This is a genomic window from Candidatus Planktophila sp. (genome assembly GCF_044232745.1).
Classification (GTDB): domain Bacteria; phylum Actinomycetota; class Actinomycetes; order Nanopelagicales; family Nanopelagicaceae; genus Planktophila.
In genome coordinates this window covers 151158-164901 of the sequence record NZ_JBIILI010000001.1, presented here as the reverse complement: position 1 = coordinate 164901, position 13744 = coordinate 151158, and the positions used below count along the sequence as shown (strand labels likewise).

At 46.6% G+C, this 13744-nt stretch carries 16 protein-coding genes; 9 read left to right on the top strand and 7 right to left on the bottom strand.

Features of this window, described 5'->3' with window-relative positions; all coding sequences use genetic code 11:
* Positions 1-29 precede the first annotated feature (29 nt).
* Positions 30-608 carry a hypothetical protein gene (locus tag AC9UGD_RS00850; protein WP_509568248.1) on the top strand — a complete coding sequence of 193 codons (579 nt, stop codon included), beginning with the start codon at positions 30-32 and terminating at the stop codon, positions 606-608.
* Positions 609-687: 79 nt separating this feature from the next.
* On the opposite strand, the gene AC9UGD_RS00845 is transcribed toward AC9UGD_RS00850, so the two are convergent.
* Both AC9UGD_RS00845 and AC9UGD_RS00840 read right to left on the bottom strand, forming a co-directional pair.
* On the bottom strand, positions 688-1785 hold the full coding sequence (locus AC9UGD_RS00845; protein WP_509568246.1) for an inositol-3-phosphate synthase: 1098 nt from the start codon (positions 1783-1785) through the stop codon (positions 688-690).
* A gap of 1 nt (position 1786) precedes the next feature.
* The gene (locus AC9UGD_RS00840; RefSeq protein WP_509568244.1) at positions 1787-2317 is read right to left on the bottom strand and encodes a PadR family transcriptional regulator; all 531 of its coding nucleotides are present in this window, start codon (positions 2315-2317) and stop codon (positions 1787-1789) included.
* A 214-nt stretch (positions 2318-2531) separates the two neighbouring features.
* Between AC9UGD_RS00840 and AC9UGD_RS00835 the strand changes: the two genes are divergently transcribed.
* The 3 genes from AC9UGD_RS00835 to AC9UGD_RS00825 are packed head-to-tail and all read left to right on the top strand — an operon-like array spanning position 2532 to position 5138.
* Positions 2532-3791, top strand: coding sequence for a uracil-xanthine permease family protein (locus tag AC9UGD_RS00835; RefSeq protein WP_509568242.1), 1260 nt, complete (start codon positions 2532-2534; stop codon positions 3789-3791).
* Positions 3792-3800: 9 nt separating this feature from the next.
* Positions 3801-4445 (top strand): LysE family translocator, encoded by a 645-nt coding sequence (locus AC9UGD_RS00830; RefSeq protein WP_509568240.1) that lies wholly within the window; start codon positions 3801-3803, stop codon positions 4443-4445.
* A 15-nt stretch (positions 4446-4460) separates the two neighbouring features.
* Positions 4461-5138, top strand: a complete 678-nt coding sequence (locus AC9UGD_RS00825; protein ID WP_509568238.1) for a PD-(D/E)XK nuclease family protein — start codon at positions 4461-4463, stop codon at positions 5136-5138.
* Here the strand turns inward: AC9UGD_RS00825 and AC9UGD_RS00820 are convergent.
* The gene (locus AC9UGD_RS00820) at positions 5135-5827 is read right to left on the bottom strand and encodes a lysophospholipid acyltransferase family protein (protein ID WP_509568236.1); all 693 of its coding nucleotides are present in this window, start codon (positions 5825-5827) and stop codon (positions 5135-5137) included. The genes AC9UGD_RS00825 and AC9UGD_RS00820 overlap by 4 nt on opposite strands.
* Positions 5828-5871: 44 nt before the next feature.
* Here AC9UGD_RS00820 and AC9UGD_RS00815 point away from each other — a divergent pair, with 44 nt between their 5' ends.
* Together AC9UGD_RS00815 and AC9UGD_RS00810 are read left to right on the top strand one after the other, a co-directional pair.
* Complete coding sequence (locus AC9UGD_RS00815; RefSeq protein WP_509568234.1) at positions 5872-6153, top strand: hypothetical protein; 282 nt, start codon at positions 5872-5874, stop codon at positions 6151-6153.
* Positions 6150-7130: a Gfo/Idh/MocA family protein gene (locus AC9UGD_RS00810; RefSeq protein ID WP_509568232.1), complete on the top strand. Its 981-nt coding sequence runs from the start codon at positions 6150-6152 to the stop codon at positions 7128-7130. Before AC9UGD_RS00815 ends, AC9UGD_RS00810 begins: the two co-directional genes overlap by 4 nt.
* Here AC9UGD_RS00810 and AC9UGD_RS00805 read toward each other — a convergent pair.
* A complete protein-coding gene (locus tag AC9UGD_RS00805) occupies positions 7127-8071 on the bottom strand; it encodes an ROK family glucokinase (RefSeq protein WP_509568230.1) in 945 nt (314 codons plus the stop codon). The two genes, AC9UGD_RS00810 and AC9UGD_RS00805, sit on opposite strands and share 4 nt — an antisense overlap.
* 4 nt (positions 8072-8075) lie before the next feature.
* Positions 8076-8513 (bottom strand): SRPBCC family protein, encoded by a 438-nt coding sequence (locus tag AC9UGD_RS00800; protein ID WP_509568228.1) that lies wholly within the window; start codon positions 8511-8513, stop codon positions 8076-8078.
* 53 nt (positions 8514-8566) lie between these two features.
* Between AC9UGD_RS00800 and AC9UGD_RS00795 the strand changes: the two genes are divergently transcribed.
* Genes AC9UGD_RS00795 through AC9UGD_RS00785 form a run of 3 tightly spaced genes read left to right on the top strand, consistent with a single transcriptional unit; the run spans position 8567 to position 11426 of the window.
* The gene (locus AC9UGD_RS00795) at positions 8567-10357 is read left to right on the top strand and encodes an AMP-dependent synthetase/ligase (RefSeq protein ID WP_509568227.1); all 1791 of its coding nucleotides are present in this window, start codon (positions 8567-8569) and stop codon (positions 10355-10357) included.
* Positions 10354-10827, top strand: a complete 474-nt coding sequence (locus tag AC9UGD_RS00790; RefSeq protein ID WP_509568226.1) for a sensor histidine kinase — start codon at positions 10354-10356, stop codon at positions 10825-10827. The genes AC9UGD_RS00795 and AC9UGD_RS00790 overlap by 4 nt, the downstream gene beginning before the upstream one ends.
* A 2-nt stretch (positions 10828-10829) precedes the next feature.
* The gene (locus tag AC9UGD_RS00785; RefSeq protein ID WP_509568225.1) at positions 10830-11426 is read left to right on the top strand and encodes a response regulator transcription factor; all 597 of its coding nucleotides are present in this window, start codon (positions 10830-10832) and stop codon (positions 11424-11426) included.
* Here AC9UGD_RS00785 and AC9UGD_RS00780 read toward each other — a convergent pair.
* Positions 11415-12566: a glycosyltransferase family 4 protein gene (locus tag AC9UGD_RS00780; RefSeq protein WP_509568223.1), complete on the bottom strand. Its 1152-nt coding sequence runs from the start codon at positions 12564-12566 to the stop codon at positions 11415-11417. The two genes, AC9UGD_RS00785 and AC9UGD_RS00780, sit on opposite strands and share 12 nt — an antisense overlap.
* A complete protein-coding gene (locus AC9UGD_RS00775; protein ID WP_509568222.1) occupies positions 12547-13551 on the bottom strand; it encodes a C40 family peptidase in 1005 nt (334 codons plus the stop codon). Before AC9UGD_RS00775 ends, AC9UGD_RS00780 begins: the two co-directional genes overlap by 20 nt.
* Between the last annotated feature and the right edge of the window lie 193 nt (positions 13552-13744).

Here is a 13744-nt window from a genome sequence, read left to right as displayed (position 1 = left end):
TCGATGCCTAAGAGGGAGAGAGAAAAAAAATGAAACGTAGAACTTTTGACAAGCTAGTCTCATTCGTCGGTCTGGGATTCGCAGCACTACTTTTGATATTTGGTGGACTTCTGAACTTTGGTGCTGGTTTTGCTAATGATTCAGTGCAAAGCCAATTAGAAAACCAAAACATCGCATTTCCAATTGAAGCGGGCCTTCCAGCTGAAACTAAAGATCAACTTCTCAAGTGGGCTGGTAAGCAAGTGGTTAATGGTGAAATGGCACGTGATTACTCAGACCTATACATCTGGGAACACATGAAGGCTTCTGCAACGGCGGTTATGGGAAAGCCGGCAACTTATTCAGAAGTGTCTGCTGAATACATGTCTGCCGTTCGTGGTGGAAGTGCGGACGCAGAAAGAACCCAAAAGTTAGCTGAACTTCGTGACACATTGTTTATGGGAAACACACTTCGCGGAATGCTCCTTGAGGCATACGCTTTCGGAACCATGGGAGTAATCGCGGGCTACGCAGCAATCGCGAGCTTTGTTGGTGGTCTTTTATTCCTGTTGCTAGGAATAGCTGGGTTGATGCATATTCGTCGTACTCCTGAGGATGCGACGATTTAACCCCCAACTCTCCGTGAGGGGCTAAAAAAGCGCCCCTGGGTTTATCCCAGGGGCGCTCTTCTTTGCACACTAATTCCTGTTAGCGATCTAACTTTCCTGAAATAAAATCTTCAGTCTTCTGATGAGCCGCCTCATCTGTGTACTGAGTTGGTGGAGTCTTCATGAAATAGCTTGATGGTGAAAGTAATGCTCCACCAATCTTGCGATCAAGACCGATCTTTGCACAGCGAAGTGCATCGATGATTACACCAGCTGAGTTAGGTGAATCCCAAACTTCCAACTTGTACTCAAGATTTAGTGGAACATCGCCAAATGCGCGGCCTTCGAGGCGAACGTAGGCCCACTTGCGATCATCTAACCATGGAATGTAATCAGAAGGTCCGATGTGAACATTCTTTTCTCCAAGATCATGGTTTAACTGTGATGTCACAGAGTTTGTCTTTGAGATTTTCTTTGATTCAAGACGATCACGCTCGAGCATGTTCTTGAAGTCCATGTTTCCACCAACATTTAGCTGATAGGTGCGATCTAAATGAACGCCACGATCTTGGAATAACTTAGCCATGATGCGGTGAGTGATGGTCGCACCAACTTGGCTCTTAATATCATCTCCAACGATTGGAAGCCCTGCATCAGCAAACTTCTTTTCCCAGACGGGATCTGATGCGATAAATACTGGCAGCGCATTAACAAATGCACATCCCGCATCAATTGCACATTGTGCGTAGTACTTAGCAGCTGTTTCAGAACCAACAGGTAGGTAGCAGATCAAGACATCGATCGCTTCATCCTTTAGCACCTGTACAACATCTACAGCTGGAGCATCTGATTCCTTGATTGTCTCGCGGTAGTACTTACCGAGACCATCATTTGTAACACCACGAAGAACTGGAACACCAGTCTTTGCAACATCACTAAATTTAATTGTGTTGTTTTCACTTGCCCAGATTGCATCAGCAAGATCGAGACCGACCTTCTTGGCATCCACATCAAAGGCTGCAACAAACTTGATGCTAGAGATGTGGTATCCCCCAACAACAGCGTGCATAAGACCTGGGATCTCTTGATCTAGGGCAGCATCTTTGTAGTATTCAACGCCTTGGACTAATGAGTTAGCGCAGTTTCCCACTCCAACGATTGCAACACGGATGTCGCCTTTACCGGTTGTGATATTCACTCTATTTCCTCTCGGTTTTGATCATGTCTTCCAGCCAAGCAATCTCTCGATCAGCTGTTTCTAGTGAGTGACGTCGCCACTCCTCCAGATATTTGTCGATACCAACAGGTGACTTCTCGAGTTCACCACGAAGGATTTCGGCTTTCTCCTTGAGGCGACGATGGCGCCCCTCAAGAATTCTTACTCTGTTATTTGCAGATGTCGGACTGAAGAATGCAAAACGAATTTCGAATCCTTCATCTTCCCAAGTTTCTGGTGTTACTGATTCGGTAAGAGATTCAAATCTGCGAGCGCCCTTGTCGGTAATTGCATACACAATGCGAGAACGACGAGAGGTTGCTTCGACAACAGTTTCCTCAATGACGCCTGCTTCAACCATTCGACGAAGTTGCGGATACAGAACAGAAAAAGACAGTGCGCGGAATGGCCCGAAGATGGTGCCTATGCGCTTGCGGAGCTCGTAGCCATGCAATGGGGCTTGCGAGAGCAGGCCAAGGAGGGCGAATTCAAGCGACTCTGAGCGTGAGCGCACCTGAGGCCTCCTTTCCACATACTCCGCGACATGTATCCATTCGATATATAGAACCGTAATCTAATGGGATATACCTGAGCATGCAACTCGGACTCGCCAGTCAGTCCTATCTTTCCCCCTGCGCTCGCGTGGCGTACACACAGGTAACGCCCAGCACAGTTCTACCCTTTTACCAGTGTCCTACTCCGGACACTCAAAAGAAGGGAAGTTTCAAGTGTCTCTACTCTCGTGGAAACTCCATGGAAACGGAAAATCAATAAGCCATGGCGAGGTTGTTTTAACAGATGAGCGCCTCACCTGGCCCCGCACTATCGGTGTAGGTCTGCAACACATCGCCGCCATGTTCGGCGCAACTTTTCTGGTCCCAATCATTACGGGCTTCCCCCCAACAACAACTCTGTTCTTCTCAGGAATCGGAACCCTCCTTTTCTTAGCTCTGACCAAAAACAAAGTTCCTAGCTACTTAGGTTCATCCTTTGCCTTTTTGGCACCAATCGCAGCTGCAAAAACAAGCGGCGGAATGGGTGCTGCTCTCGGTGGTGTTGTAGTAACTGGTTTAATCCTTGCAGCCGTTGGTCTGATCGTTCAGCAATGGGGAATTGGTTGGATCAACTGGATGTTGCCACCTGTTGTAACAGGAACAATCGTGATGGTTATTGGTCTTAACTTGGCAGGTGCTGCAAAAAATAACTTCGTAGCCGCTCCAATGATTGGTGTCGTTACTTTGGCATCTATCGGTTTGATCTCGGCATTTTCTCGTGGATTCCTTGGACGCATCAGTATCTTCTTAGGACTCATGATCGGATACGGAGTGGCTTACATACAAGGCGATGTGGTTACAGATGGCATCACGGCAGCCAAGTGGTTTGCACTTCCTACATTTACAAACCCAACCTTTGATGGCAAAGCAATTGTTTTGTTCCTACCTGTAGTTCTTGTTTTGATCGCAGAAAATGTTGGTCACGTTAAGGCAGTTGCCTCAATGACTGGCAAAGATCTAGATGATCAAATGGGTACAGCGCTGATGGCCGATGGTGTTGCAACAACACTTGCCGGCTTTGGTGGCGGTTCAGGTACAACAACATATGCAGAAAACATTGGCGTAATGGCGGCAACGCGCGTTTATTCAACAGCTGCATATTGGATCGCAGGTGTTGGCGCGATTGGACTATCGCTTTCACCTAAGTTCGGCGCTGTTCTAAGTGCGACTCCTGTAGGAGCACTCGGTGGGGTCGGCGTTGCCTTGTTTGGAATGATCGGTGTTGTTGGTGCTCGTATTTGGATCGAAGGAAAGGTTGATTTTGCTAACTCAACCAACCTCTTGATTGCAGGTTCAGCATTGATTATCGGTATTGCAGATATGTCATGGACTCGTGGAGATTACACATTCAACGGAATCATCAATGCAACATTAGTTGCAATCCTTGGATACCGAATTCTTCACTCAATTGCAGATGCACGAGGTAATAAGTAACATCCCTGCATGATCATTCCAACGCGGCTTCCTGAATACATCGTTGCCGCGATGGTGATTATTTTGGCGCCTGGCCCGAGCGTATTGTTTGTAATCGCTCGGGCCATTGCGTGGGGTCGAAAGACAGCGGTGTTTTCAGTCGCTGGAAATGTAACGGGAGCTTTTTCGCTCTCGGTCTTTGTTGCACTTGGTCTAGGTCCAATATTGCAACGTTCAGAACTTGCCTACATTGCAGTCCAATGGGGTGGCGGACTTTATCTGATGTACCTTGGCATCGATGCGATTAGAAAACGCAGCGCACATGCTGCCGACATGACTAACCAAGGCGATGTTGCACCAAGTGTCGGCCGTTCAGTCTGGGATGGTTATTGGGTGGGCGCACTCAACCCCAAGGGTGTTGTTTTTTTCGCAGCAGTACTTCCCCAGTTCATAGATCGCGAACGTGGCAGCGTTACTTCTCAGTTAATTCTGCTTGGTGCAATCTTTGCGATTTTGGCATTTTTTTCAGATGGAACCTGGGGCCTACTGGCCGGAACAGCGCGCGAATGGCTTGCCACTGATTCGAAGCGATTAGAAAAGTTACGAGCTACCGGTGGAATCATCATGATTATTTTGGGAATATCAGTTTTGGTCTCAGCAATTGTCAGTGGCTAAGTACACAATTACCTCATGATTAAACCAGCCAAGCCCGCACGTGAAAATATCTCGCCTTCAGATTTAACCTTTGGTCTCTCTACCTGTAAGCGTTGCTTATGGATTAAGTACTGGTTCAAGGTCACCATGCCTGGGCAGTTCCCACTTGTAGGAACTATGGCAGCGTTACAAGAGGAACATTTTCAAGGTGCTGACATGCCCACGATCGATCCGTCTCTTCGCCCCGGAAAGGTAAGCAAATGGGGCGAATGGGTAAAGAGCAAGCCACTAGTTGTTAACGGTTCAGAAACTCGTTGGCGCATCCTAGGAAAGTATGACTTGGTTGCTACAAATGACGATGGAACTATCGGTTTAATCGATTGCAAGGTTTCCGATAGCCAACGTGACAGTGGACAGTTTTATTCACCTCAGCTGGAAGCATATGCCTATAGCCTTGAAAATCCTGCTGCAGGAAAATCGCAATCTGTTGCATCAATCGGATTATTGGTATGGAAACCAACCACTGCCATTGGAACATCTGTTGATGATTATGGTTTTGGGGTCTTTCAAAAGTACGTCCCGGTAGAAAGAGATCAAGCGAATTTCCTAAAGGTGATTGGTGAGTTCATTGATGTTTTAGAAGGCGAACTTCCTGCTGCCGGTCCTGAATGCCAAACATGTAACTATTTGGTTGCACGCAACGCCTTGGATTAATCCTCTTCTTGGATTTCGCCAAGTTTTGCTTTTTTAGGAGCATAAATGTCAATGTACTCCTGGCCAGACATTGCATGAATCGCATTCATAATCTGATCAGTGACATCTCGCAGATGTTGTAAATCTGTTGAATCGCCATCAAAGTACATCGGCTTACCAAAACTCATCCCAACTCTTTTTACATTAGGAATAACTTTTCCCGTTGGCTGAATTTTGTCGGTGTTAGACATCGCAACTGGAATTACTGGCGCACCGGATTCAATTGCTAAGCGCGCAATACCGGTACGTCCTTTATACAAACGTCCATCAGGAGATCTAGTTCCTTCGGGATAGATTCCGATGCAATCTCCATCAGCCAAAACCTTAAGTCCCGTAATCAAAGCTGCTTCACTGCGACGACCACCTGAACGGTCAACAGGTACTTGCCCTAGGGCTATAAAAGTTAACTTCTTCAGTAATCCCTTTGGGCCAGGTGAAGTGAAGTACTCACTCTTAGCTAGAAATGTAACTTTACGGGGAACAACAAGTGGCATGAAGATCGAATCACTAAAGGACAAGTGATTAGAAGCGATGATTACCGGACCTTTAGCCGGCACATTACGAAGCCCACGAACCTTAGGACGGAAGGCGAGCATCAAAAATGGCGTGAGGAATGCTCGCAGGGTTCCGTAAGGCAGGTTGTTCAGCACGGGGTTAATTTACTGGTTATTGACGACTATGACACTATCTGAGGGTGAGCGAGCCAAAAAATGAGCCAGATGATTTGGATAAGCCAGATGATTTGGATGAAGAGGATTTAATTCGCTCTGAGTTCGAATCCATCGTCTCTGGCATGTCCTTAGATGAATCTGCACCAACTACCTATTTAGATGAATTGGATCGGATTGATCAAGAAGGGTTTGTTCAACCAAATCCCCCGCGACAAACTCCTAAAGGATTTATTTTTTCGGCAAAGCGCGCAATTAATCGTTGGTTAAAACGTGGCTATCACGAAGATGATGGAGCAACGTTGTGAGTAATTTTAATTGGGGAATTTTAGGTCCTGGAGGAATTGCACGCGCATTTGCAGCAGATTTACAAATGCTCGAAGGACATAGGGTGGCAGCGGTTGGTTCACGAACTTTAAGTAACGCACAAGAGTTTACAAAAACTTTCGGAGGAACCGCATACGGAAGTTATGAAGAACTTGTCACAGATCCAACGGTTGACGCGATCTATGTTGCAACGCCGCATCCTGCTCATAAAGACAATGTGATTGCCGCATTGAATGCTGGTAAGCCAGTTCTCTGCGAAAAACCTTTTGCCGTAAATGCCAAAGAGGCACAAGAAATGGTTGCTGCAGCCACTCGAAACAATGTTGCACTTATGGAAGCAATGTGGGCGCGATTTCTACCTCATTATGTACAGGTACGCGAGATTATCGCTTCTGGTGTTTTAGGAAAAATCCTCACAGTACAAGCTGATCACGGTCAACGATTGGCCGACCAGAATATTCCACGACTGGTAGAACCTTCACTTGCCGGTGGTGCTTTGCTGGATCTTGGAATTTATCCAGTTTCATTTGCACATATGATTTTGGGCAACCCAACCAAAATTACTGCAAGTGGTGTTCTCACCGACAAAGGTGTTGATGCGCAAACTTCTATGATCTTTGATTATGCAGATGGAGCACAAGCGGTCTTGAACACGACGATGATCGAGCAAACTCCGTGCCGCGCAGTTGTGGCAGGCGTGAATGGCTGGTTAGAAATCGATCGTGTCTTCTATAGCCCAACAAGCATGCGGGTAACCCTTTTTAATGGTGCGGTTACTGAGTATCCACACACCTACCCTGGTCATGGTTTGCGCGAGCAAGCAGAAGTATTTAAAGGATTAGTTCTGTCAGGAAAAAACCAATCAGAGATTTTGAATTGGAAAGATACTGTCGACATCATGCAGACCTTAGACACCGTACGTGCCCACATTGGATTGCGCTACCCCTTCGAAAATTAAACTCTAGCCAAATCTGCTACACCAACAAGACCTGCCTCATTACCTAATTCAGCGGCAATCAAAGTCGGATAAGGATGCTTGCCAGCAAATGGCATTGTCCGTTCTAACGATTCGCGGGTTGGCTTTAACAAAATTTCCCCAGCATCGATTACTCCCCCACCAATAACAACACATGATGGATCTAACACAACCGATAAAGAAGCAATACCTGCCCCAAGCCATTGGCCCGTTGTATTAAAAGCTGCAAGTGCAACAGGATCACCTTCACGAGCTGCATCTGTTATTGCTTGTCCCGTTAATCCAGCGATTGTTCCATCACCACGAGATAAAAGATTGCGTGCGATTTCTGGGCTTGCGCTAATTGCCTCACGCGCATGGCGCAACAGTGCATTTCCAGATGCGTATTGTTCAAAGCAACCACGTGCGCCACAACCACACAGATGTCCATCTGGAACAACGCGTAGATGACCGAATTCTGCAGCTATTCCAAAGGCACCTCGGTATAAATCTCCATTAACAACAATTCCTCCGCCAATACCAGTGCCAACAGTCAACATCATCATGTGATTCTGATTGCGACCTGCACCAAATTTTGCTTCACCCCATGCTGCTGCGTTTGCATCATTTTCAATCACTACTGGTAAGCCAATTAATGCGGTCAACTCAGCGTCTAAATTAACGCCATTCCAGTCGGCAATATTTGGTGTCGCCAGCATTGTTTTACGATCAGATGAAACAAATCCTGCTGCAGATACACCGATTGCTGTGACATTAAATTGAGCCATCAGCTCTAGGGCTGTGTCAGCAATTGTCTGAGTTAGTGCAGCGCCACCTTGTCGAGGAGTGTCTTTGCGTGCACTGGCAAGTATCTTTCCGCCCTCATCAACAACACCACCAAGAACTTTGGTTCCGCCAACATCGATACCAATTGTATGCGACATGAAACTATCCTTCTAAATGAGTTTTGAGTTGTGACAACGCTGCATCAATCGTTGCCTTCTCTGCTTTCTGTCGCATCATTGCGGGAATCGGCATCGATAATGAAACTTCGAGTTCGTAGGTAACTTCCGTTGTGTCTTCATCAATGCTCTTAAATGAATAGATTCCATCCATGCCTGTGAGAAGATCTGCATCATCTAATGAGAAGCTCAGCTTGTTAGGCGCACCGCTCCAGTCGTAATCTAAAGTGGGGCCATCTTTCATCATTCCGGCATCAATACTCATCTTTACCTTGGTAATTCGCCCCTGATCATCGCGAGCTAACGCTTCGGCAGATTTAATCTGGCTCGACCATTCTGGGTACTTGTCCAAGGCGAAAAGCGCCTCTTGTACAGCGGCGATTGGGGCATCAATGATTATTGTGGATTTGCTGAATTCGGCCATGTCGCAAGGTTACCCTCTTTACCTTTGCGCATCTCTCACGCTAGCGTTCTGCCATGAATGAAATCACAATCCCTCCTCTTGTTCCTGCTGCTACAGCTGGAAATCTCACCAATTTGATCGCTGAACGCGCCTGGTTTGAACCAGAGCGCATCACCATGTCGCGCCCATTGGGCGAAGGCTGGCAACCCGTAACCGCGCGCGAAGTTGATGAAGAAGTTCGCGCTACCGCAAAAGGATTGATAGCGGCCGGAGTTCAAATTGGAGATCGTGTCGCCATTATGGCGCGCACGCGCTATGAGTGGACGATTTTAGATTTTGCTACCTGGTACGCAGGGGCCGTTGTTGTTCCAATCTATGACACATCATCTGCAGAACAAATCGATTGGATTCTCAACGACTCTCATTCTGTCGGGATCATTGTGGAGACACCTGCACTTCGTGATCTAGTGCAAACAGTTTTGCCATCCCATACCCGTCATGTGTGGACGATGACAGATGATGTATTGGCAATCTTGCGCGAAGCAGGCAAGCACATCGGTGATGATGAAATCGATCGTCGCCGAAATGCAGTTACTCCTTCATCACTTGCGACATTGATCTACACATCAGGAACAACCGGTAAGCCAAAAGGTGTTCAGTTAACACATGCCAATTTCCTTTCCGAAACTGGAAACGTTTCACAGGGTGCAAGTGAGCTCTTTCTAAAGCCTGGTGGCTCAACACTGCTCTTCCTTCCAGTCGCACATGTTTTTGGTCGCATGGTTCAGATTGGTGCAATTGCATCTGGCCTACATTTGGCACATTGCAGCGACCCAGTAACGAGATTGCCTATGGATTTGGCATCATTCAAGCCAACATTTGTTTTGGCCGTACCTCGTATTTTTGAAAAGATTTACAACGGAGCAGAAGCTCGCGCAGAAGCAGCAGGTAAGGGAAAGATCTTCAAGAAAGCAGTTGATGTTGCTATTGCATACTCAGAAGCACTTGATAAGAAGGGCATGTCTCCAGTTCTTAAGTTTAAGCACGCAATCTTTGACAAGCTGGTCTACAGCAAACTTCGCGCAGGTATGGGTGGAAATGTAGAAGCGGCGATTTCGGGTGGAGCGCCTCTTGGTGTCCGACTTGGACATTTCTATCGCGGCGCCGGAGTAGCAATTCTGGAAGGTTATGGATTAACTGAAACAACTGCTGGTGCAACTCTTAACCTGTATGGCGCGCACCGCGTCGGATCTGTCGGCAAGCCAATCCCAGGTACTTCAATAAAAATTGCCGATGATGGCGAAGTCCTTATTCGCGGTCCAATTGTTATGCAGGGATACTGGCAAAACGAGGCCGCTAATACTGAAGTTTTTGATGGTGAGCGTTGGTTCAAGTCTGGTGACCTTGGAAAACTTGATGACGAAGGATTCCTTTATATCGTTGGACGCAAAAAGGAAATTATCGTGACAGCTGGTGGAAAAAATGTTGCACCGGCGGTTCTGGAAGATCGTTTGCGTTCACATCCATTAGTTAGCCAGTGCATGGTGGTTGGAGATAACCAACCATTCATCGCAGCGCTTGTGACCATTGATCCAGACGCTCTTAAGGCATGGGTTGTTAGCCACAAGAAGGATGGCGCTTCAATCAACGACCTGATCAACGATCCCGATTTAATTGCTGTTGTTCAAACAGCTGTTGATGAAGCAAACAAGGCGGTCAGTAAAGCGGAATCAATCCGAAAGTTCACAATTCTTCCGGTGGACTTCACAATTGCAGGTGGACATCTGACTGCAAAACTTTCTGTTAAGCGTCACGTAGTTGCAAAGGAGTTTGCTCAAGAGATCGAGGCATTATTTACTAAATGAGTGATCGGCGGGTAATACTCGCTCAGGAACTTCATGATGGAATCGCCCAGGACCTAGTAGGCCTGGGCTTTTCCATTGATGCTTTGATCGCAACAAGTCATGAATTGCCTGTTAAAGAGTCACTTCGCGAATTGCGATTTGCGATAACTGATTTGATTAACAAAGTCAGGCTAGAAATTCATGAACTCCGCTCTGCCTCTGATTTGATTTCAGGTACGCAGGAGAGAAATTACAACTACGAAGTACTTCGTGTACTTTCAGAAATCCTCCGAAACGTTTCTGAGCACTCACACGCTTCCCACCTATCCATCCAAATCACTGACAATGGGATAGGAGGTGCACACAGCAAAGAAGGCAGCTTCGGGTTGATTGGCGTACAAGAACGAATCACACAGCTCAATGGGGATATCCGTATTGACTCGAGTCAGAAAGGGACGACAATAAATATTGAGCTGCCTTTAGAGAGGTAACAATGAAGGTATTGATTGTTGATGACCACGCAGTGGTGCGTTATGGGTTGAAATCTGCGATTGAGTCTCATGGTTATGCAGTTGTATCAGTCACAGGATCCATAAAAGAAGCTCAAGCATTCATGGCACTTACAAATCCAGATGTAATTATTGTCGATATTAATTTGCCAGATGGCTCTGGATTTGATTTGGTGTCCTGGGCTCGCAAAGTTTCACCATTAGTTGCAATTGTGGTGCTGACATTAAACGATGGTGCAGATTATGTACGTGCCGCAAAGAACGCTGGTGCGAATGCCTTCATTGTAAAGAGTGCTCCCCTCTCTGATTTACTTGCAGCAGTTGATTTTTCAATTTCTAGTCCTACCTCTTTTAGTAGCAATCAAACTTTTGCAATCGGTATAGAGTCTGGGCTTACAGCCAGAGAGTTAGACATCCTGCACTCCATAAACCTTGGTTTAAGCAACTTCGCAATAGCTGCAAATCTGTACATCTCAGTTTCAACCGTGAAGTCTCATGTTTCTTCAATTTTGCGAAAACTTGATGCAGACAATCGAGTTCAGGCATTAACTATTGCCCGCGAGCGTGGACTACTTGTTTAAAAGATCCTCAAAATCTTTAGACCAGATCTCCCAACGCCACTTTTGAACAATCCATTGACGCCCAACTACGCTCATCTTTTGCGACAAAGAAACATTTGTTAGTAACTCAATAGCAGCTTGTGCGATCTGTTTATGATTCGTACCGTCGACGACCAATCCTGTTTCGTTCTGCACAACGGCATCAGGTGCTCCCCCAGAATTTCCGGCTAAAACTGGTAACCCGCAAGCGCTGGCTTCTAGATACACAATCCCGAGTCCTTCAACTTCAAGACCCATTAAGCGTGAACGGCTTGGCATCGCGAAAATATTGCCAGCGCACAGATACATCGGCAAATCTTTGTACTGAATTCTTCCTATAAATGTTACAGATTCTTCCAAATTGTATTTCTGTACCAGTTTCTCAAGGTATTCGCGGTATGGCCCTTCTCCAATCAACAAAAGATGCGCATCTGTAACGGTCTTTAGAATTTCGGGCATGGCCTCAATTAGTTGATCTTGTCCTTTACGATGAACTAAGCGGCCAACTGAGACGATTACTTTTTTATTTTTGATTCCTAGTGACTCTCGCAGAGCCGATGCATCGGTTGGAATAAAGTGATCAACATCGATACCTGGGGCAATCTTCACCATTGATCGATGTGCTTTCCCGCTAATCCCCTTGGAGATAGCGTTTCGAGTGAATTCACCTAAATACGTCAACACATCAACTGTTGAACCAATTCTGCGCAATAAAACATTGAATGGAAAAACCTTGGCCCACCAGACTTCATGTCCATGTGTTAACGCCACTGTTCGAGTTATCCCTGCACGCTTCATACTCGCAGATAAAAGTCCCAGTGGAGCCGCCGCCCCGAAGGCCGCAATCGTGATGCCTTCTCTCTTAATTATTGAGCGCAGGTGAAAGCCAACTCTTGGGGTTGGCAACAGTATTTTCGCCCGATCTCTAATGACGCGGACTCCATAATTGCTTAACCAATCAGCGTCATATGATTCTGAATCTTCTTGAAATGATGTGTAGACAATTGTTTGACCGTATGGGCGACGTTGTATCAATCCAATGATGAAAGTTTCTATGCCACCTGCTCGTGGACCAAAATCATTAGTTACAAATAAAACTGGATTAGAAACGGCGAGCTCCAACCAATGGTTTTCTTCCTAGTGAGCCACTTGCTGCAACTTTTACTCGAGAACCCGAACGTGGTGCGTGAACCATTTTGCCGCCGCCGAGATAGATACCCACGTGCGAGACAGGTCGACCGAAGAACAAGAGATCTCCAGGCTTTAATGAACTGAAAGAAACCTTTTTGCCCATTCGAGATTGCGCCGCCGATGAATGAGGTAAGGACACACCGGCTGCTTGATACGCACGCATGGTAAGTCCTGAACAATCCCACGTCACCATTCCAGCAGATCCAAAGACGTAACGATCGCCTATTTGTTTCAATGCGTACTTGAGAGCAACACCTGCACGCCCCGAAACCCCACTTGCAGTTTTTGCAGCCTTCAATGATGAGGCTTGATCTGCATTTTCTTCTTCCTCTGCCAGCTTTGCTAATCGTTCACGTTCAGCTTTTGTCAGCTTAGACAATAATTTTTCAGCCTCTGCCAATTTGCTGAGTGCAATCGCAGACTGCGCCGCCAATTTTTTTTGTGCTGCCGCAACAAGTGCGATCTTGTCATTGACCGTCAGCGTGGTTGCATTTAAACGCTGCTGGGCGGCTTCAAACTTTCGCAGTTGTGCAGATTTTCTGCGAGTTAATGCATCTAGCGATCCTGCCGATGAAAGGTACAAGGTTGGATCACTCGAAAAGAGAAGTTCAAGGCTTTGCCCAAATCCTCCAGATTTATACTGCTCAATAGCAATAGTTCCCAATGACCTCTGAAGGGTAGAAACGGTTTGACCCTGCACTTCAGCTTTTGCCTTAATTCCATTCAGGGTTTTTGTTAGCCCCGCCAATTTAACCTTTGCTTCTTGAGCGCCTTCAGCCGCCGCTGTTGCATCCTCTTCCAGTTGGCGCACCTTAGCTTTAACTTGAGCCAAACTAGGGGCTGCATTAGCTGTGACAGGGGCAATGAGCCCGGCAACCATCACCAGAGCCACACCAACCCGCAGAGAAAATGACATGGGCATAAGGCTAACCGCGCTTATGCCCCTATCTCAACCTCATATCGCTCAAATCGGCTGTGAATTGGGTTTGAATCAAGCCCCACGAGCGTCATATTGAAGTGGCGGGGTTAATCCACTGTCGGCCAGAACACTAAGGGCGGTCGCGGTTGCCTGACTGATTTCGCGTGTGGGTTCGAGGAAAAAGGCCACG